Annotated in this window: 16 protein-coding genes; 11 read left to right on the forward strand and 5 right to left on the reverse strand. The window is 65.6% G+C overall.

The window, feature by feature from the left end:
• Positions 1 to 14: 14 nt before the first annotated feature.
• On the reverse strand, positions 15 to 824 hold the full coding sequence (locus DB459_RS16850; protein ID WP_253706426.1) for an alpha/beta fold hydrolase: 810 nt from the start codon (positions 822 to 824) through the stop codon (positions 15 to 17).
• A gap of 659 nt (positions 825 to 1,483) precedes the next feature.
• Between DB459_RS16850 and ilvD the strand changes: the two genes are divergently transcribed.
• The 5 genes from ilvD (at position 1,484) to DB459_RS16875 (ending at position 7,013) form a co-directional block, all read left to right on the forward strand.
• A complete protein-coding gene (gene ilvD / locus DB459_RS16855; protein ID WP_253706427.1) occupies positions 1,484 to 3,190 on the forward strand; it encodes a dihydroxy-acid dehydratase in 1,707 nt (568 codons plus the stop codon).
• On the forward strand, positions 3,190 to 4,083 hold the full coding sequence (locus DB459_RS16860; RefSeq protein ID WP_253706428.1) for an NAD(P)-dependent oxidoreductase: 894 nt from the start codon (positions 3,190 to 3,192) through the stop codon (positions 4,081 to 4,083). The genes ilvD and DB459_RS16860 overlap by 1 nt, the downstream gene beginning before the upstream one ends.
• 82 nt (positions 4,084 to 4,165) lie before the next feature.
• Positions 4,166 to 4,594 carry an Rrf2 family transcriptional regulator gene (locus DB459_RS16865; protein ID WP_253706429.1) on the forward strand — a complete coding sequence of 143 codons (429 nt, stop codon included), beginning with the start codon at positions 4,166 to 4,168 and terminating at the stop codon, positions 4,592 to 4,594.
• A 45-nt stretch (positions 4,595 to 4,639) separates the two neighbouring features.
• Positions 4,640 to 5,113, forward strand: a complete 474-nt coding sequence (locus tag DB459_RS16870) for a group III truncated hemoglobin (protein WP_253706430.1) — start codon at positions 4,640 to 4,642, stop codon at positions 5,111 to 5,113.
• A gap of 136 nt (positions 5,114 to 5,249) precedes the next feature.
• The gene (locus DB459_RS16875) at positions 5,250 to 7,013 is read left to right on the forward strand and encodes a diguanylate cyclase (protein WP_253706431.1); all 1,764 of its coding nucleotides are present in this window, start codon (positions 5,250 to 5,252) and stop codon (positions 7,011 to 7,013) included.
• Positions 7,014 to 7,027: 14 nt separating this feature from the next.
• On the opposite strand, the gene DB459_RS16880 is transcribed toward DB459_RS16875, so the two are convergent.
• Together DB459_RS16880 and DB459_RS16885 are read right to left on the reverse strand one after the other, a co-directional pair.
• Positions 7,028 to 8,533: an NAD(P)/FAD-dependent oxidoreductase gene (locus DB459_RS16880; RefSeq protein WP_253706432.1), complete on the reverse strand. Its 1,506-nt coding sequence runs from the start codon at positions 8,531 to 8,533 to the stop codon at positions 7,028 to 7,030.
• A 10-nt stretch (positions 8,534 to 8,543) separates the two neighbouring features.
• Positions 8,544 to 8,993 (reverse strand): cupin domain-containing protein, encoded by a 450-nt coding sequence (locus DB459_RS16885; protein ID WP_253706433.1) that lies wholly within the window; start codon positions 8,991 to 8,993, stop codon positions 8,544 to 8,546.
• 266 nt (positions 8,994 to 9,259) lie between these two features.
• Between DB459_RS16885 and DB459_RS16890 the strand changes: the two genes are divergently transcribed.
• From DB459_RS16890 to DB459_RS16915, 6 genes are all read left to right on the forward strand, one after another.
• Positions 9,260 to 10,309, forward strand: coding sequence for an AraC family transcriptional regulator (locus tag DB459_RS16890; protein ID WP_253706434.1), 1,050 nt, complete (start codon positions 9,260 to 9,262; stop codon positions 10,307 to 10,309).
• A 32-nt stretch (positions 10,310 to 10,341) separates the two neighbouring features.
• The gene (locus DB459_RS16895; protein ID WP_253706435.1) at positions 10,342 to 11,103 is read left to right on the forward strand and encodes an SDR family NAD(P)-dependent oxidoreductase; all 762 of its coding nucleotides are present in this window, start codon (positions 10,342 to 10,344) and stop codon (positions 11,101 to 11,103) included.
• Between the two features lie 82 nt (positions 11,104 to 11,185).
• Positions 11,186 to 12,034: an enoyl-CoA hydratase family protein gene (locus tag DB459_RS16900; protein WP_253706436.1), complete on the forward strand. Its 849-nt coding sequence runs from the start codon at positions 11,186 to 11,188 to the stop codon at positions 12,032 to 12,034.
• Positions 12,035 to 12,122: 88 nt separating this feature from the next.
• Entirely contained in the window at positions 12,123 to 14,474 is a 2,352-nt protein-coding gene (locus DB459_RS16905) for a bifunctional salicylyl-CoA 5-hydroxylase/oxidoreductase (RefSeq protein WP_253706437.1), read from the forward strand.
• A gap of 132 nt (positions 14,475 to 14,606) precedes the next feature.
• On the forward strand, positions 14,607 to 15,851 hold the full coding sequence (locus tag DB459_RS16910; RefSeq protein ID WP_253706438.1) for a flavin-dependent oxidoreductase: 1,245 nt from the start codon (positions 14,607 to 14,609) through the stop codon (positions 15,849 to 15,851).
• A 167-nt stretch (positions 15,852 to 16,018) separates the two neighbouring features.
• Entirely contained in the window at positions 16,019 to 16,657 is a 639-nt protein-coding gene (locus tag DB459_RS16915) for an HAD family phosphatase (protein WP_253706439.1), read from the forward strand.
• A 65-nt stretch (positions 16,658 to 16,722) separates the two neighbouring features.
• Here the strand turns inward: DB459_RS16915 and DB459_RS16920 are convergent, their stop codons facing one another.
• Positions 16,723 to 17,832 carry an SMP-30/gluconolactonase/LRE family protein gene (locus tag DB459_RS16920; protein WP_253713602.1) on the reverse strand — a complete coding sequence of 370 codons (1,110 nt, stop codon included), beginning with the start codon at positions 17,830 to 17,832 and terminating at the stop codon, positions 16,723 to 16,725.
• Between the two features lie 709 nt (positions 17,833 to 18,541).
• Positions 18,542 to 19,000, reverse strand: coding sequence for a cupin domain-containing protein (locus DB459_RS16925; protein ID WP_253706440.1), 459 nt, complete (start codon positions 18,998 to 19,000; stop codon positions 18,542 to 18,544).
• Positions 19,001 to 19,008: the final 8 nt, after the last annotated feature.

The raw sequence follows: 19,008 nt of genomic DNA on the forward strand, positions 1-19,008 counted from the left end.
TCTCTCGGCGTCCCTTATGATGGCCGGGGCAGGGTGGCGAAGAAGTCGTCGAGCGCGGCGTTGAAGGCCGCCGGCTGCTCGAGATTGGCGAGATGGCCGACGCCGCTCAGTTCGACATAGTGGGCACCGGGAATGAAGGTCGCCATCCTGGCCATCATCGGCGCCGGCGCATTGGTGTCCTTGCTGCCCGCGAGGACCAGGGACGGGACGGCGATGCGGGGCAGCGCGCTGCGCAGGTCGAAGCCGAGCAGGGCGGTCATTGTGGCGCGGTAGGTGGCCTCGGGAACTGAAGCCATGCAGTCGCGGGCTCGATCCATGCCCGCGGCATCAGGAGCCTCACCGGCGAGCTCCTGCACCAGCGATGGCGCCAGCTCCGCCATGGTGGCGCCGCGATCGAGCGGCCCGAGGCGGGCGGCGATGAAGGCCTTCTGCCAGTCGCCGTCGGATTTGCCGAAGGCGGGGCTGGTCTGCGCCAGCACCACGGCGCGGGCCGCGTTGGCGTCGTCGGCGAGCAGCTGCTGGACGATCATGCCGCCGATGGAGTGACCGACCAGCACCGGGGGGGTCGCGCCGGTTGCGGCGAGAAAATCGCGCAGCGCGCCGGCAAGCGAGGCGATGCTGACCGTGTTGAGCGGCGCTGAGCCGCCATAGCCCGGCATGTCCCAGGCGAGGGTGCGAAAGCGCGGCGCGAAGTGCGCAAGCTGCGAGCGCCAGGCGCGGGCCGCGCCGCCGATGCCGTGGAGAAAAATCAGGGCCGGCGCGTCGGTTGGCCCGGCCTCGTCGTAGACGAAGCCATCATTCGATTTCGTGGCGATCTCGACCATCAGCCTCTCCGGCCCAATATCCACAATCCTAGCAGGCCGAAGATATATGAAAAGCGATAATTTTAGGATTGAAATAACTAGGCGGTAGGCAGAGCCGCGGTGGCGGTGTTGTCACGGTCCGGCCGCCGGATGCTTATGGGGTCCGTTCGCGCGATGCGTCGTCCTCGACAACCTTGTTCCTTGGCGCCAGGCACCCGCGAGCGCGGCGGTGCGCCGCTCAGGCACGCGCTGGGCGCGCTGGCAAGGTCTGCGATTGACGGTATAGTTCCTCGACGGGTTGCACCCGCGATCACGTCCTAAAGGCATGGTCACGCAAGCATGCCGCTGTCGCCCTCCGGCTTGACCATAGGAGATTCACGCATTGGGACCGCAACAGATGCGCCCTGACAATAATTCATTCTCGTCATGGCCGGGCTTGTCACCGGAAGTCGGATGTTTCCGACTTCCGGCATGAGAAAAGAACGCGATCCGGCAAGAGCCGGATCGCTATGTCATCCACGTCTTTCAGGTTGAGAGGCTCCAAAGTCGTGGATGCCCGGCATCGCAGACAAGTTTACGCAGTCTGAGTGGCCGCTTTCTCGGCTGCGGATCAGATGTGTGAATACGATAGGGCTCGACCGGAGGGCCCAGTACCGAGGTCTTGTCGAGGGACTGTAAAGATGAAGAAACCGCGGTCGCGGGTTACGACCGATGGGCTCGATCGGGCGCCGCACCGCGCCTTCATGCGAGCCATGGGGCTAGACGATGCCGCCATCGCCAAGCCGATGATCGGCGTCGTCAGCATGAAGGGCGAGCAGACGCCCTGCAACATGACCCATGATTTCCAGGTCGCCGCCGCCAAGGAGGGCATTGCCGAGTCCGGCGGCACGCCGCGGGAGTTTGCCACCATTTCGGTGTCCGACGGCATCAGCATGAATCACGAAGGCATGAAATTCTCGCTGCTGTCGCGGGAATTGATCGCGGATTCCATCGAGGCGGTGGTCCACGGCCTCGCCTATGACGCGCTGATCGGATTTGGCGGCTGCGACAAGACCCTGCCCGGGGTGATGATGGGCATGGTCCGCTGCAACGTGCCCTCCGTCTTCATCTATGGTGGCAGCGCGCTGCCTGGCCGATTCGAGGGGCGCGACCTCACAGCGCTCGATTCCTACGAGGCGGTGGGCTCCGTGCTCAGCGGCGACATGGACGAGGCGACGCTGGCGCGCATCGAGCGCGCCTGCCTGCCGACCGTCGGGGCCTGCGCCGGCCAGTTCACAGCCAATACCATGGCGATGGTGTCCGAGGCGCTCGGCCTCACCATTCCGAATATCTCGATGGTGCCCGGCGTCTATGCCGAGCGCGCTCAGGCTGCGCGTCGCGCCGGTCGCCTCGTCATGGAGATGCTCGCGAGAGGTGGCCCGAAGCCGCGTGACGTCGTCACCCGCATGGCGCTGGAGAACGCCGCTGCCATTGTCGCAGCCACCGGCGGCTCGACCAATGCGGCGTTGCATCTGCCGGCGATCGCCAACGAGGCCGGCATCCGCTTTACGCTTGATGATGTCGGCGAGGTCTTCGCGCGCACGCCGCTGATCGGCAATCTTCGTCCGGGCGGCAAACACACCGCGAAGGATGTCTATGACATCGGTGGTGCCGCGGTGGTGATCCGCGCACTGATTGCAAGCGGCCACATCGAGGGGGATTGTCTCACCATTACCGGACGGACGTTGGCGCAGGAGCACGACGCCGCGCCGGCGCCCGATGGCGAGGTGGTGTTCGCGCCCGCTTCGCCGATCATGCGCGACGGCGGCGTTGCCATCCTCAAGGGCAATTTGTGCCCCGACGGCGCGGTGATCAAGGTGGCCGGGCTCAAGGCGCTGCAGTTCGAAGGGACCGCCCGGGTGTTCGAGGACGAAGAGAGCTGCGTCGCCGCGGTCCGCGACCGCGCCTATGCCGCAGGGGACGTGCTGATCATCCGCAATGAAGGTCCCGTCGGCGGGCCGGGCATGCGCGAGATGCTGGGCGTCACAGCGCTGATCTATGGTCAGGGCATGGGCGAGAAGGTGGCGCTGGTCACCGACGGCCGTTTTTCCGGTGCCACCCGTGGGCTGTGCATCGGCTATGTCTCACCGGAGGCTGCGGTCGGCGGGCCGCTGGCGCTGGTTGCAACCGGCGATCGGATCCGCATCGACGCCGCGGCGAGGCGCATGGATCTGCTGGTCGACGACGCCGAACTCGACCGCCGCCGCGCCGCCTGGACCGCCCCGCCGCCACGCCATCGCGCCGGAGCCTTGGCGAAATATGCCAAGCTCGTCGGCCAGGCGCCGGGCGGCGCGGTCACCCACGATTGTGCGGCGGATTGGCCGTGGTTCGATGATGAGGTGCGGTAATGGCTGGTGAGCCTGCGGAAACCCTCGGTTATATCGGTCTCGGCCTGATGGGCCTGCCGATGGCCAAGCGGCTGCTTGCCGCCGGCCACTGCGTCACCGTCTGGAACCGCTCGCCGCAGAAGCTGGCCGAGGCAGTCGCCGCGGGTGCGCGTGCCGCGCCAGGACCATCCGGTGTCGCCGCCGCGAGCGAGATCATCTTCATGTGCCTGACCGACGCCGCCGCCGTGGAGCAGGTCGCCTTCGACTCCGGCGGTCTTGCCGAGGCTGCCGGAACGGGACGGATCGTCGTCGATTTTTCGTCGATTCATCCGGAGGCGACCCAAGATATCGCCGCCCGCCTGCACGCCGCCAACGGCATGGCCTGGATCGATGCCCCGGTCTCCGGCGGGACCAAGGGCGCGGCGGAGGGGACGCTGGCAGTGATGGCCGGCGGTGTGGCCGAGGACATCGCGCGAGTCGCCCCCTATGTCGGCGTGATGGCGCGCAACTTCACCCACATGGGCCCGCTCGGCGCCGGACAGACCACCAAGCTCTGCAACCAGATCATCGCCGGGTGCACCATGGCGGTTCTGGCCGAGGCGGCGCGGCTCGCGGTCAATGCCGGCATCGACGCGGAGCGTTTGCCCGTCGCGCTGAAGGGCGGCTTCGCCGACTCGATCCCTCTCCAGCTCTTCGTGCCGCGCATGGTCAAGGCCATCCACGATCCGCCGCTCGGGCATGGCGTGACCATGCTGAAGGATCTCGACACGGTGCTCGACGTCGCGCGCAAGTCGAAGACGCCGGTGCCCATGACCGGTCTCGCGGCGCAGCTGTTCCGCATGCTGCAGGCAAGCCGCGGCGATGACGCCGAGGCCTTGGAGATCTACAAGCTCGGTGGTCCGATCTCTGCCTGATCGCCCTCGGTCGCGCCGGCGGTCTGGACAGTCGGCAAGATAAGATGTATCTATAGTATATCTTATTGAGCGCGAGGCCAGCATGCGTCTCACCCATTTTTCCGACTACGCCCTCCGGGTGCTGCTGTTCGCGGCGGCCGCCGGCGACCGGCTGGTCACCATTGACGAGACGGCCAAGGTCTACGGCATCTCGCGGGCCCATCTGATGAAGGTGGTGAATCAGCTCACCAGGGCGGGCTTTCTCGCCGCGGTGCGCGGCCGGGCCGGCGGCCTCAAGCTGGCGCGGCCGCCCGAGGCGATCCGGCTCGGCGACGTGGTGCGGGCGACGGAACCGGATTTCGCGCTGGTGGAGTGTTTCAGCCCGGACTGTGCCTGCCGAATCATGCCGCGTTGCCGTCTGCGTGGTGTCCTCAACGAGGCGCTCGATGCCTTTCACGCCAGGCTGGACCGCAGCACGCTTGCCGATCTGATGCTGCCGCCCCGGGATTTCGGCTTGCAGCCGGCGGCCTGAGCGGATGCGGACTTTGAACGATCCAACAAAGAATCCACGACAGCCATGACCGAGACTGCCATTCCCCGTGCCGTCGCCCATGACGAGGGCGGACCGGAGCGCCGCGCTCGCATCACCGCCGAACTGGCGGCGCAAACCGGCATCGACGATGCGATGATCGCGCGTCTCGTCCGCACCTTTTACGACCGCGTTCGCCAAGATGCACTGCTCGGCCCGATCTTTGCCGCCAAGGTCGAGGATTGGGATCGGCACATCGAAAAACTCTGCGCCTTCTGGTCTTCGGTCGCGCTGATGACCGGCCGTTATCACGGTCAGCCGATGCGTGCGCATGCCGGGTTGCCGGTGGAGCGGCGGCATTTCGATCATTGGCTCGCTCTGTTCGAGCGCACGGCGCAGGACGTCTGTCCACCGGTCGCCGCCGCCCATTTCGTTGAGCGGGCGCGCCGCATCGCCGACAGTCTCGAAATGGGGATCGCCACGGCGCGGGGCGAGATCCTCGCGCCGCGCCATCAGCGCTGAGATGCCGGTTCTGTTCACCGGGTGCAAACCAGGATGAATTCAGGTCTTTCTTAACTGCGTCCGACGCTCGTGGACTCCGACAACAGAAATTAAAGGGTGCGCGTGCGAGAAGCCTCGCCAATTCAGAGCGGTTCGCATGGGTAAATCGGGCATCAACGGGAAATTCTGGTATCTCGCCTCCCTGGTCATTCTCGGGGCGCTGGCGCTCGGCGTCGGTCTCGTCTGGAACGGCTACGCCAAATATCGGTCGGATGGGGTCAATCTCGTCAATATCCGGCAACTCCACGGCGCACTGATCGTCATGGACCGGATTTCCGCCGAGCGCGGACCGGCCAATTCGGCCATGACCGAGGACGCCGGCGCGGAGGCGTTTGCCAGGGCGCTGAAAGGCGCGCGCGGCGGCGTCGATGATGCCCTGACGGAACTAGCCGCGGATATCGCCGCCAGCGGCGTCGCCGATGCCCAGGCGACGCTTGCCCGGCTCGATCTCGTACGCGATCGCCTGCTGCGCGCCCGCCGCCGGGTCGATGCCGTCGCGCAAACGCTGAAGAGCCAGCGGGATCCCGTGGCGCTGCAGGGCGCTATCGAGGCCATGTTCGGCGTCGTGGACAGTAGCGTCGCGCTGGCGGAGGACATCGGCAGCCGGACCACCGCACATGATCCGGCGATGGCGCATACAGTCATCGTTGCCAGCATCGTTACGGAATTGCGTGACATCGCCGGCCGGCTCGGGTCTCAATACATTGTTCCGTTGCAGACCCAGCAGGTGCCGTCGGCGGAGCGGCTGAAGGAAATCGTCCGGTTACGCACCCGGATCGAACAGATGCGCGATATCGTCGCCACAAGCATCCGGCCGCTGCTCGATGACAGCGACGTTGCCCGCAGCTGGAGCGAAGTCAACGGGCGCTATTTCGACCGCGCGTTCCAGTTCCTCGATGGCCTGCATATGGGCGATCCCTCGGCCGTGCCTTATCCGCTGACGCCGGCCGAATTCACCGCGCGGCTTGTCCCGGACATGAACACGCTGCAGGGACTGCGCGACGTCATCCTGCGCACGACCTTCGCCCGTGCGATGGCCGCCCGCGACGCCGCCTGGCGCGTGCTGGTGATTTCGAGCGGAACAACGACGTTGCTGATCCTCGCCATTGTCAGCATCATCATCGGTATCCAGCGCTTCCTGTTCCAGCCGCTGCTCTATATCCGTGATCAGATCATGGCGATGGCGCTGGGTACGCCGATGGAGGTCAAGATGCCTTCGGTCGGCAGCGAACAGGTCGGCGAGGTGCTGCGCGCGCTGCGACTGCTGCGCGAGAGCCAGCGAGCACGGCTCGCGGCGGAACGCGAGCGCGACGAGTTGAATTTGCGCCTGAAGCTGCTCGCCGAAACCGATCCGCTCACCGGACTGCTCAATCGCCGGGCGCTGAAGGATGCGCTCACCCACCGCCACAATCACCTTGCCGGCTTCGATGGAGCGATCGGCGTCGTTCTCCTCGATCTCGACCACTTCAAGCAGGTCAACGACGTCCACGGCCATCTTGCCGGCGACCTGGTCCTCCAGGAAACTGCGCGGCGCATCCGGCAGTGTGTCAGGTCGGCCGATCTCGCCGCGCGCTACGGCGGCGAGGAATTCGCCATCATTGTCGCTCAGCCGACAACCGAGCTTGTGGAATCGATTGCCGAGCGGATTCGTGACGCGATCGCAGGGGGCGCTTTCGAGGCCGGGCCCGGACTGCGGCTGGACGTCACCGCCAGCCTGGGCGTTGCTCTCGGCGACGATCGCGTGCATGGCTGGACTCACACCTTCGGTTGCGCCGACCAGGCGCTCTATCGCGCCAAGGACGAAGGCCGTAACCGCGTCATCTTCACCCGCGTAACGAGCGGCAAGCGCGCGGCGGCGTAGGATCGCCGCGTTCATCAGTTGGCCTCCGGAGGCGCCACGGTGTAGCCGGGGGCCGAGGCGAGAAACCGCGCATAGGCGTCGGCATCCGGCGGTGCGAATTTCTCGACCAGCGCGCTCCGCCGTCGGGTGCCGGCGCCCATATCCTCCAGCAATTCGTCAAAGTGCCTGAAATGGTAGGGCGCCACGCAAAGCCCGCCATAGACGCCCGCGGCCGGTCGCTCGTGCCGCTTGAAGCGCAACATCATGTCGATGTTGTCGTGCATCTGCGCCGCGGTCGGCTGCCGCGCAAGCTGACCGTCGGCGTAGCGCACCAGCCAGTTGGCGGCGAGATCCGCGCAGAGCACGGTGCAGAAACTGGAGTTGAACCCGACGAAACCCATGTCGGGCAGGTCGGGATTGGCGATAATGCGATAAAGGCGATATTGGCCGTCGGGTTCGACCAGCTTGTCGCGCCAGGCTGCCGGCAGGAATGGCACGCCCAGCTTGAAGCCGATGGCGAGGATGACGACGTCCGCCTCGACTGCGGTGCCCCCGGTGGTGATCACCGCGCCGGCTTCGTAGTCATTGATACTGCCGCGGATCGCCCGGATGCGGCCGTCGGCCACCATCGGATAGAAGCCCGGAGTGGCGATCGGAACCGAGCAGTTGACGCCGTCTTCAATCCGCTCGTCCGGGATCATGTCGCAGGCTTTCAGCCGAAGCTGCAGTTTGAGCAGGCTCTCCAGCGCGCGCCAGTTGGCCCAGACGAATGGCCTCGCCAGGGCGTGATTGATCCGGGAGCGAACGCTCATGCCCCAGCTTCGAAACATCTCTTCCTGAGCCCGAATGTAGAGGATCCGCTTGAAGTTGATCAGGCCGCCGATGAAGTAGGGAATGCGCCAGACGGGCGTCCGGTAAACGAGGGTCACGGCGCTGGCGCCGGATCTGACTGCATTCACCGCAATGTCGGTCGCCGACTTCGAGCCGCCCAGCACCACGACACGGCGTCCCTTGACGATGCTGCCGTCGTTGTATTTCGACGAATGCAGGATCTGGCCGCCGGCAGCCGTGAAAGTGTCGCGGCCGGGCAGTTCGAGGTCCTGCGGCTCGTTGAACTGTCCGGTGCAGACGGCGACGAAATCGAAATCCTCCTGAGCATGGTGTCCGTCTGCATCGCGCAGATCCAGCCGCCATCCCGGCTCGCCGTCCGGACGCCGGTTCATCTCCAGCACGGCGGTGTTGAACCGGATCAGCCGGGCGAGATCATAGGTCCTGGCGTAGTCGACCAGATAGGCATGGACCTGAGGCCCTTTCGGCCACTCCGGATAGGTATCCGGCATGGCCTTGTCGATGAAACGGTAGAGTTCCTTTGGGCTCTGGGTCTGGACGTCGGGGTAGGATCGCGCCGGCTCCCATACGCCGCCGAGATCGCTGCTGCGTTCGATGATCGTGACCTTGTGGCCGCGCGAGGTGAATGCCTTCGCGGTGGCCAGCCCGGAGACGCCGGCGCCGATCACGCAGACGTTCTTCTGCCGGATCATGGCATCCTCTTCACTCATTGGCTTCGGGCGGCAGGAAGTCGACGTCGTGAAGCGCCGAGATGCGGACCACTTCGGCGGGGTCGCTCAAATTGTGCAGTTGGTTGAAGAGCTCCTCGAGTTTCTGCATCGGCGACACCCAGAACAGGGCGCGCGCCGGCTTGTCCGATTTGTTGAAGTAACCATGGGGGATGCCGCGCGGCATGCGCACGAGATCGCCGACGCTCGCCTTCACCCAGACGCCGTCGAGCTTGAGATCGAGCGTCCCCTCCTGGACGAGGATGAATTCGTCCTGGGTGGGATGAATGCGGACCGGCACGAACTGGCCGGGTTCGCTGTTGGTCTCGAATGCGAACGCCGAGTCGGTGACAGCCTTGGGGTAGTAGACCTGTCCAAGGATGTTCCAGGACTTGCCGCCGTACCCCTCTCCGTTGCGGGTAATGCCTTTTTCCAGTGCTGGCATCTGTCGTCTCCTTGATCGCCCGGGACGTCGAGTGTCCCCGCAACCAAGGCTGCGGCGGCGGATCGCGCCGCGCTATCCGCAAAACGAATCCGGTGTGCGGGGGCCTGCGGAAAATGCGTCCGATGCTGCGGCGCATCAGGGAATCAGCTCCTTGCTGCGCAACAGAACAGCACCCGGTGGCGCCGAATTGAACTTGGCCGGAGCATCAGCGGTGGATAGTCTAAGCTTAAAATAACTGGCGTCGGCGCACTCGAGCGGAGCGTGCAATGGCCTGGAATGCCGAAGGTGCAGAGGGCGGGCCGCAGTCGTTGCCACTGGGCGCCTATCGGCGGGTGTCGACCGATCGTGTCGACGACGCGGCCGAGGCGATCGGGCAGATCTTCTGTCCGCACAATCTGGAACCGATCCGCGGCACTCAATCGCGCTTCTTTGCCCGGCACCACTGCGCGGCCCTCGACGGCATCTCCGTGAACTACGTCGCTTATGGCGGCACCGTCACCATCGATCCGGGGTGCCTCGACCGCTTCTTCTTGCTGCAGGTGCCGCGCACCGGCGCTGCGCGCGTCTCAACCGCGTCGCGTCTGGTCGAGACGCTGCCGGGCAACGTGGCGTCGCTGCTGTCGCCGACGGTGCCGACGCGGATGGAATGGCACGACGGCTGCGGTCAGATGATCCTGTTGATCGATCGCGACGTCCTCGAACAGCGTGCCGCCGCGCTCGCCGGGGCGCCGCGCCAGATCGTGGAGTTCGATCCCGCCCTCGACCTGCGGAATGCGGCCGGTCGGATGCTGGTTGCGCAGCTCACTGCGTTGATCGATGCCCTCGATCGCCCGCCGGCCGGGCGGGGCCTGTCTCGGCTGGCGGTCGCCGACTTTCGCGAAGCGTTTCTGTCGATGCTTCTCAACGGGCAGCCGCACGGGCTGACCGAGCCGATCCGCAGGTTCAGCGGACAAGCTCCGACGACGCCCGCGGCGCTGCGCCGCGCCCGCGACCATCTGCGCGCCCATGCCGACGAGGCGTTCGACCTCGCCCGGCTGGCGGCCGTTGCCGGCACTGGCATCCGGGCCTTGCAGCTCGGTTTCAAGCGCCATTTCGGCACCACCATCTCGGAGATGCTGCTCGACATCAGGCTTGATCATCTCAATAGTGCGCTGCGTCGGGCAGCCGACGGCGCTTCGGTCACCGACAAGGCCTACGAGCTCGGCTTCACCCATCTCAGCCGGATGGCGGAGGCCTATCGCTGCAAATATGGCGAGCCGCCGTCGGCGACGCTGCGCCGAGCCCGCCGGCCTTCCTTGCAATCATTTCAAGCTTAAAATATATTGACGGTCTCATCCGAGGTCGTCCGATGCCGATGTTTTCCACGGATCAACATGCCCTCGTCACCGGCGGCGGCCGCGGCATCGGTCGCGCCGTTGCCGCGGCACTCAGCGAGGCCGGAGCGCGCGTCACCATCGTCGGCCGCAACCGCGCGGTGCTGGAAGCGGCCGTCACCGAGGGGGCGGCGGCGGCCTATGCGGTCGCCGACGTCGCCGATGAAGCCGCGCTCGCCGCGGCGGTGGCCGAGGCGGCCGCCGTGCAGCCGATCAGCATTCTGGTCGCCAATGCCGGTGCGGCGGAATCGGCGCCGTTCGGCCGCAGCGACGCGGCGCTGTTCCGCCGCATGATCGACATCAATCTGATGGGCGTTGTGCATGCCGCCCAGGCGGTGGCGAGGCCGATGGCCGAGCGCAAGCGCGGGCGCATCGTCGCCATCGCCTCCACCGCGGGCCTCAAGGGCTATCCCTATGTCAGCGCCTATTGCGCCGCCAAGCACGCCGTGGTCGGATTCGTCCGGGCGCTGGCGGTGGAGATGGCGGCGAGCGGGGTCACGGTCAACGCGGTCTGCCCCGGCTTCACCGACACCGATCTCGTCGCCGAGAGCGTCGAGCGCATCGTGCAGAAGACCGGCCGCAGCCGTGACGAGGCCCTGGCGGATCTCGCCCGCCACAATCCCCAGGGGCGGCTGGTGACGCCGGCTGAAGTCGCCGATGCCGTGCTGTGGCTGTGTTCGCCGGGAGCGAGCGCGGTGACCGGACAGGCGATTGCCGTGGCCGGCGGGGAGATCTGATCGCCCGCAGCGCCGCCGATTGCGGCGAGGAGGCGGAGCCGCAGATTCAAAAGCAGATATTCGAAGGACGGAGGAAGGCCCGATGACCAGCAGCGCGACCGTTTACGCCAATGCCGTGACCCTGCCGATCGCGCAGTACCAGCCGCGGCACTTCCTGCTGGTGGTAGACGGCCCGGTGGCGATTGTGACGCTCAACCGCCCCGAGCGGAAGAACCCGTTGACCTTCGAGAGCTATCGCGAATTGACGGACTTCTTCCGCGCCTGCGCCCATGACGACGTGGTCAAGGCGATCGTGGTCACGGGGGCGGGCGGCAACTTCTCCTCGGGCGGCGACGTCTTCGAGATCATCGGCCCGCTGGTCGCCATGGATACCAAGGGGCTCACCGCCTTCACCCGCATGACCGGCGATCTCGTCAAGGCGATGCGCGCCTGTCCGCAGCCGGTGATCGCTGCCGTGGAGGGAATCTGCGCCGGTGCCGGCGCCATCATCGCCATGGCGTCCGACCTGCGGCTGGCCGCCACCGGCGCCAAGGTCGCCTTTCTGTTCAACAAGGTCGGGCTGGCCGGTTGCGATATGGGCGCCTGCGCAATCCTGCCGCGCATCATCGGTCAGTCGCGGGCGTCCGAACTGCTCTACACCGGCCGCTTCATGAGCGCGGAGGAGGGCGAGCGGTGGGGGTTCTTCAGCCGGATCGTCAGCCCGGCGGACGTTCTGCCGCAGGCGCGACGTCTGGCCGCCGAGATCGCGGCGGGACCGACCTTCGCCAACACCATGACAAAGCGGATGCTGGCGATGGAATGGGCGATGAGCGTGGAAGAGGCGATCGAATCCGAGGCGATTGCCCAGGCCTTGTGCATGACCACCAAGGATTTCGAGCGGGCCTTCAAGGCGTTCGCTGCCAAGCAGAAGCCGGTATTCGAAGGCGACTGAGCAAAAGCGCGCCGCAGCGCAAACGCCCTTGCGGGCCGATTTATTTTAGACTTAAAATATCTGGGTTGGCTCTGCCTCGGAGGTGCTCATGAAGGTTGCGATCATCGGTGGTGGCCCTGCGGGTCTCTATGCTGCCATCCTCCTCAAGAAACAGCGCCCGGAAGCCGACATCGCCGTCTATGAGCGCAACCGGGCCGACGACACCTTCGGCTTCGGCGTGGTGTTCTCGGACGCGACGCTGGACAACTTCGAACAGCACGACCTGCCGAGCTATCGGCGCATCACCGAAGAATTCGCCTACTGGGACGATATCGCCATCCATTTTCGCGGCACCGTTCACAAGGTCGGCGGCAACGGCTTCTGCGGCTGTTCGCGCCGCACCCTGCTCCTGATCCTGCAGGAGCGGGCTCGCGAACTCGGCGTCGCCCTGCATTTCGAGACCGAGATCAGCGACGAGGCGCAGCTCGCCGATGCCGACCTGATCCTGCTGTCGGACGGCATCAACAGCCGCTTTCGAGACAAATACCTCGATCACTTCCGGCCCGAGACCGACCTGCGCGCCAACAAGTTCGCCTGGATGGGGTCGACCAAGCCGCTCGACGCCTTCACCTTCGTCTTCCAGGAGACCGAGTGGGGGCCGTTCATTGCTCATGCCTACCAGTACGAGGCGGGCCGCTCGACCTGGATCTTCGAAACCGATCCGGACACCTTCGCCCGCGCCGGGTTGAGCGGCCTCGATGAGCAGCAGTCGGCCGACCGCATGGCCGCGATCTTCGGCTGGTTCCTCGATGGCCATCCGCTGCTGATCAACCGCTCGATGTGGCGGAATTTTCCGATGATCCGCAACCAGCGCTGGGTCAAGGACCGCATGGTGCTGCTGGGCGACGCCAAGTCGACCGCGCATTTTTCGATCGGCTCCGGCACCAAGCTTGCCATGGAGGATGCCATCGCCCTGGTCGAGGCGATCGGCAACACGGCCAGTCTCGACGATGCGCTTGCGCTCTACGAGAGCGGCCGGCGCGAGGAGGTCGAGAAGACGCAGCACGCCGCCGACGTCTCGCTGGTGTGGTTCGAGCACCTCGACCGCTTCTGGGATTTCGATCCTGTTCAGTTCGCCTTCGGCCTGATGACGCGGTCGAAGGCGATCACCTACGATAATCTCAAGCTGCGCGCGCCGGATTTCGTCGCCGAGGTCGATCGGGTATTTGCCCGCCAGGTCCGGGCTAAGGGGCTCGACGTCGACCTCGACAAGCCGGGCGCACCGATGTTCCAGCCGTTCCGGCTGCGCGACATGGTGCTGGCCAACCGCGCCGTGGTCTCGCCGATGTGCATGTATTCGGCCAAGGACGGTGTCCCGCAGGATTTCCATCTCGTGCATTACGGCGCGCGTGCCATCGGCGGCGCCGGGCTGGTCTTCACCGAAATGACCTGCATCGCGCCCGACGCGCGCATCACCCGCGGCTGCGCCGGCCTGTGGAACGATGCCCAGGAGGCGATGTGGACGCGCATCGTCGATTTCGTTCATGCCAATTCGGCGGCCAGGATCTGCCTGCAGCTCGGCCATGCCGGCCGCAAAGGCGCGAGCAAGCTGATGTGGGAGGGCATGGACCGGCCGTTGGAAGAGGGCGGTTGGGAAGTGTTTTCGGCGTCGCCGATTCCCTATTTCCCGGACAGTCAGGTGCCGCGCGAGCTCGACCGTGCGGACATGATCCGCATCCGCGATGAATTCGTCACCGCCGCCGAGCGCGGTATCCGCTGCGGCTTCGACATGCTCGAGCTGCACTGTGCCCACGGCTATCTGCTGGCGAGCTTCCTGTCGCCGCTGACCAACACCCGCACGGACGCCTACGGTGGCACGCTGGAGAACCGCCTGCGCTACCCGCTCGAGGTGTTCCGGGCGTTACGCGCGATGTGGCCGGCGCACAAACCGATGTCGGTGCGTATCTCGGCGACCGACTGGGCGGAAGGCGGCATTACGGGCGACGACGCCGTGAAGATCGCGGGGGCCTTCCATGCGGCCGGCGTCGATCTCATCGACGTCTCCACCGGCCAGACGGTGCGCGGTGCGCGCCCGGTCTATGGTCGCATGTTCCAGACGCCGTTCTCGGACCAGGTCCGCAACGAGGCCCGCGTCGCCACCATGTGCGTCGGCAACATCACCACGGCCGATCAGGTGAACACGATTCTGGCGGCCGGCCGCGCCGACCTCGTCGCACTGGGACGGCCGCACCTGGTGGATCCAGGGTTCACCCTGCGGGCCGCCGCCTGGTACGGCGCCGAGCAGGCCTATTGCCCGCTGCCCTATCTGCCCGGCAAGGAGCAGCTCTTCCGCAACAGCGTCCGCGACCGGGCGGATTTCGAGGAATTGAAGGTCAAGAGCAAGCCGAAGACGCGCGCCGAATTGCGCGGCGAGGCAGCCGGTCGCCTGGCCGCGGAATAATCGGCGCCGACGGTGCAGCGAAGGGCGTTATCCATGGCCGGCGGCAGTTCGCGGCGGCGCCGCCGCGCGCTTGCTTTGCCGGTCGGTTAGGGCATGATTGATACTTCCATGCGTCTGTCGTGGGAGTAGGGAATGAAGGCGATCATCGTCGGTGGCGGAATCGGCGGGCTGACCACCGCCCTGATGCTGCGGGCGCGCGGCATCGATTGCGAGCTCTTCGAGCAGGCGGACTCCATCCGTGAACTCGGCGTCGGCATCAATACGCTGCCCCACGCCATCCGCGAGCTGACCGGTCTCGGACTGTTGGACCGCCTGGACGAGGTCGCGATCCGGACCGACGAACTCTATTACCTCACCCGCCGCGGCCAGGAGGTCTGGCGCGAGAAGCGCGGCATGGATGCCGGCTACGACGTGCCGCAGTTCTCGATCCATCGCGGGCGGCTGCAGAGCGTCATTCATCGGGCGGTTGTCGAGCGGCTCGGCGCCGACGCCGTCCACACCGGCTGTCGCCTCGGCGCCTTCAGCCAGGACGAAGGCGGCGTCAGCGCCTATTTCTTCGATCGCCATGGCAGCCACACGCTGACCGCGCGCGGCGACGTCCTGATCGGCGCCGACGGTATCCATTCCTTCGTCCGTCGCTCGCTGTTTCCGGACGAGGGCCCGCCTTGCTGGAACGGCCTGATGCTGTGGCGCGGCGCCACCGACTGGCCGGTGTTTCTCACCGGCAGCTCGATGATCGTCGCCGGCGGTCTCAACGCCAAGGCGGTGATCTATCCGATCGCCGAGGGCTCCAGTCCCGCCAGCCGTCTCACCAACTGGGCGGTGCTGGTGCGGATCGGCGACGCCAACACGCCGCCGCCGCGGCGCGAGGACTGGTCGCGGCCGGGCAAGCGCGACGAATTGATGCCCCATGTCGCCGGTTTCAACGTTCCCCAGGTCGATCTCGCTGCGCTGATCGGCGCCACGCCTGAATTCTGGGAATATCCCTGCTGCGACCGCGATCCGCTGCCCCACTGGACCAGCGGGCGGGTGACGCTGCTCGGCGATGCCGCGCATCCCATGTATCCGGTCGGCTCCAACGGTGCGTCGCAGGCGATCCTGGATGCACGCGGCCTCGCCGACGCGCTGGCTTCGGCCGAGCACCCCCGCCAGGCGCTGCTCGCCTATCAACGAAAGCGTCTGCCGATGACCGCCGAGATCGTCGCCGCCAATCGCCGCGGCGGGCCGGAGGGCGTCATCGACGCCGTCGAGCAGCTGGCGCCGCAGGGTTTTTCCGATCTCAACGCGATCCTCAGCTATGACGCCCGCGAATCCATCGTGCGCGGCTACGCGGCGAAGGCCGGCTTCGCCGCCCGGGTGGTGCAGCGCGCCTCCTGACAGTAAGCTGGTCGGCAATCCCATCTTCTCGACGGTGAGGAATGTGCTGCCGGTGAGCAGTGGCGCGAGCACTGCCGCTGCATTTGTCGGTGTGCCGGGTTTCTGTTATGGAACCCGCGCCCGGCCTCGGCGAACAGCGCCACAGCCACAGACCTCAGGGAGTGCCCGTGTCTCCAGCCGATCTGCCGCCTGCACGCCGGACGACGGTGGTGTTCGACCTCGGAGGGGTGCTCGTCGACTGGGACCCGCGTTATCTCTATCGCAAGCTGTTTGCCGGCGATGACGCGGCCATGGAGCGCTTCCTCGGCGAGGTCTGCACCAGCGAATGGAATCTCCATCAAGACGCTGGCCGCAGCTTCGCCGACGCGAGCGCGGTTCTCAAGCAGAAGCATCCCGAACAGGCGCAACTGATCGACGCCTACCATCAGCGCTGGCCGGAAATGATCGCCGGGCCGATCGATGGGACGCTGGCTATCCTGCGTGAACTGAAGGCGCAGGCGACGCCGCTCTACGCCCTGACCAACTGGTCGCACGAGACGTTCCCGCTGGCGCTGGAAATGTTCGACTTCATGGCCTGGTTCTCCGGCATCGTCGTTTCCGGGCAGGAGCGGCTGATCAAGCCGGACCCGGAAATCTTCCGATTGCTGATGCGGCGTTACGGCCTGCGCGCCGAGGACCTCGTCTATATCGACGACAATGCGCGCAATGCGCAGACGGCGCGTGATCTCGGCATGCACGGGATTCATTTTTCCGGCCCCGAGGCGCTGCGGCGCGAACTGGCGGTGCTCGAGATTCTGCCAGCCTGACGGCGGACAACGGCGTTGCGCGGCCTTGCCGCGCAACGCTTGATGACCCGCGTTCGGCGGCGATCTCAGCAGTAGTGAGCGCCCTGCGTCTCCACATAGACGGCATAGAGCGACTGGCTCGCGGTCATGAACAGCCGGTTGCGCTTGACCCCGCCGAAGCACACATTGGCGCAGATTTCCGGCAGGCGGATGAGGCCGATGCGCGCCCCGTCCGGGGCGAAGACATGGACGCCGTCGTAACCCTCGCCGACCCAGCCGACGCCCGCCCAGACATTGCCCTCGATATCGACGCGCATGCCGTCCGGGAATCCTGATTTGCCGTCCATCGTCATGTCGGCAAAGATGCGCGGATTGGACAGCTTGGCGCCATCGATATCGTACTGCCAGATGATGTTCTTGGCGTTGGGATAATGGGTGATGCCCGTATCGCAGACATAGAGCTTCTTGTAGTCGTGGCTGAAGGCGATGCCGTTCGGCTTGAACGGCTCGTCGGCGACCTTGGTGATCTGGCCGGTCTGGCCGTCGATCCGGTACACCGCCTCCTTCTGATAGGGCTGTACCGAACCGGTGTTGGCCCGCTGCCCTTCATAGAGGCTGTTGGCGCCGTAACCGGGATCGGTGAACCAGATCGATTTGTCGTTGGGGTGAACCACGATGTCGTTCGGCCCGTTCAGCGGTTTGTCGCCGACCCGCTCGGCGAGCACGGTGGGCTGGCCATTGTGCTCGAAGCGCACCACGCGGGTCCGTTCGCAGGTTAGCTGGCGTCCTTCGGGATCGAAGGTGTTGCCGTTGCTCTCGTTGGACGGATAGCGAAACCGTTCGGACACGTGTTTGTCGTCGTCGAGATAGCGGAGCTGACGATTGTTTGGGATGTCGCTCCAGAGGAGATAGCGGCCCTGGGCGTTCCAGGCCGGACCTTCGGCCCATAGGCATCCGGTAAAGAGGCGCTGGATCGCGGCGTTGCCGACCTTGGCCTTGAAACGCTTGTCGTCGATGACGACGATATCCGGATCGGGATAGCGCTGCGGCTGCGCATTGCGGCCGAAATCGCGGGCCAAAGCGCTGCCGCTCAGCATCGCCGCCGCCGTGGCTGCGCCGGCGGTGCGCAGCAGGTCCCGGCGATCGAGCCCGGTCGTGCCGCCCCGCGCCGTGGCGGTGGACGTCTCTTGCCGCATTCCCATGGTGTTTCCCCTGACTGATGTTGTTCTGTTTCTTCGAGACGGAATTTCGCAGTCAGGCCGGGGCCGGACGGCGGTCGAGCCAAACCCCCAGCCTGCTTTGAGGTTCCGCTGCAAACAAAAAAGACTGCGACAGGGCCGCAGCCTTTGAACAGCAATCAGCGGTTGTTCTGGGACTGTCCGTCGTGGAACTGTCCCTAGTGTGGTGGATCTGACGCTCGTTTCAGTATCGCAGCGAGTTCTTCGAACGAGCGTCAGATCCAAAACCACACTAGAATCATAATGATGCTAGTGTCCCTTTGGTTCTAACGTTCGTAGAAGTGCTCGCTGCATGGGAATACGAACGTTAGAACCGGGACACTAGTGTGGCGTCTCGCAATTGCCTATGCCCTTCGCGGCAAGCCCCTGTAGGCAATTGCGAGACATAAGCCGCACTGGCTTTTTGATTTTGCTAGTGTCCTGATGTCTCCGAATGACCGTGCGAGGGTGAGGCAAATGAAGCGGTAATTCGGAGACAGGATACTAGTGTGGCGTCTCGCAATTGCCTATGCCCTTCGCGGCAAGCCCCTGTAGGCAATTGCGAGACATAAGCCGCACCAGCTTTTTGATTTTGCTAGTGTCCTGATGTCTCCGAATGACCGTGCGAGGGTGAGGCAAATGAAGCGGTAATTCGGAGACAGGACACTAGCCGCACGTCGTGCGGGTGTTATGCCGCGGCCGGCGGCGGCAGGAAATGGATGTTGTGTTCGGCGGCGAGCGCCACGACAGCTTCCGGCGTCTGCTCGCGCATGTTGTGGATGCCCCAGAACAGGTCGTAGAGCCGGCGGGTGGGAGTCACCCAGAACAGCGACTTGGCCAGCTGCTGCGACTTGTTGAAGATGCCGTGGGGCTTGCCCATGGGCAGGCGGACGAGATCGCCGGCGGTCGCATAATCGTCGGCGCCGTCGAGGAAGAAGTCGAGGCGGCCCTCGAGAATATAGAGGTATTCGTCCTGGTCGGGGTGGATATGCGGCGGCACAAAGGTGCCGGGCGGGAAGGCGGCGTGCCAGGAGAAGGATTGGTCGGTGCGGGATTTCGGCACATAGGTCTGGCCCAGAATGTTCCAGCTGATGCCCTGCATCCCCTCATTGGCCCGGGTGATGCCGGCGGTCTCGAGCAGTGGCATGGTCCTCT

This window comes from Bradyrhizobium sp. WD16, from assembly GCF_024181725.1.
Lineage (GTDB): Bacteria > Pseudomonadota > Alphaproteobacteria > Rhizobiales > Xanthobacteraceae > Bradyrhizobium_A.

What these genes read in the sequence shown, in the direction of transcription:
- DB459_RS16850 (WP_253706426.1), bottom strand. Translation starts at nt 824, where the DNA reads ATGGTCGAGATCGCCACGAAATCGAATGATGGCTTCGTCTACGACGAG.
- ilvD (WP_253706427.1), top strand. Translation starts at nt 1,484, where the DNA reads ATGAAGAAACCGCGGTCGCGGGTTACGACCGATGGGCTCGATCGGGCG.
- DB459_RS16860 (WP_253706428.1), top strand. Translation starts at nt 3,190, where the DNA reads ATGGCTGGTGAGCCTGCGGAAACCCTCGGTTATATCGGTCTCGGCCTG.
- DB459_RS16865 (WP_253706429.1), top strand. Translation starts at nt 4,166, where the DNA reads ATGCGTCTCACCCATTTTTCCGACTACGCCCTCCGGGTGCTGCTGTTC.
- DB459_RS16870 (WP_253706430.1), top strand. Translation starts at nt 4,640, where the DNA reads ATGACCGAGACTGCCATTCCCCGTGCCGTCGCCCATGACGAGGGCGGA.
- DB459_RS16875 (WP_253706431.1), top strand. Translation starts at nt 5,250, where the DNA reads ATGGGTAAATCGGGCATCAACGGGAAATTCTGGTATCTCGCCTCCCTG.
- DB459_RS16880 (WP_253706432.1), bottom strand. Translation starts at nt 8,533, where the DNA reads ATGATCCGGCAGAAGAACGTCTGCGTGATCGGCGCCGGCGTCTCCGGG.
- DB459_RS16885 (WP_253706433.1), bottom strand. Translation starts at nt 8,993, where the DNA reads ATGCCAGCACTGGAAAAAGGCATTACCCGCAACGGAGAGGGGTACGGC.
- DB459_RS16890 (WP_253706434.1), top strand. Translation starts at nt 9,260, where the DNA reads ATGGCCTGGAATGCCGAAGGTGCAGAGGGCGGGCCGCAGTCGTTGCCA.
- DB459_RS16895 (WP_253706435.1), top strand. Translation starts at nt 10,342, where the DNA reads ATGCCGATGTTTTCCACGGATCAACATGCCCTCGTCACCGGCGGCGGC.
- DB459_RS16900 (WP_253706436.1), top strand. Translation starts at nt 11,186, where the DNA reads ATGACCAGCAGCGCGACCGTTTACGCCAATGCCGTGACCCTGCCGATC.
- DB459_RS16905 (WP_253706437.1), top strand. Translation starts at nt 12,123, where the DNA reads ATGAAGGTTGCGATCATCGGTGGTGGCCCTGCGGGTCTCTATGCTGCC.
- DB459_RS16910 (WP_253706438.1), top strand. Translation starts at nt 14,607, where the DNA reads ATGAAGGCGATCATCGTCGGTGGCGGAATCGGCGGGCTGACCACCGCC.
- DB459_RS16920 (WP_253713602.1), bottom strand. Translation starts at nt 17,832, where the DNA reads ATGCGGCAAGAGACGTCCACCGCCACGGCGCGGGGCGGCACGACCGGG.
- DB459_RS16925 (WP_253706440.1), bottom strand. Translation starts at nt 19,000, where the DNA reads ATGCCACTGCTCGAGACCGCCGGCATCACCCGGGCCAATGAGGGGATG.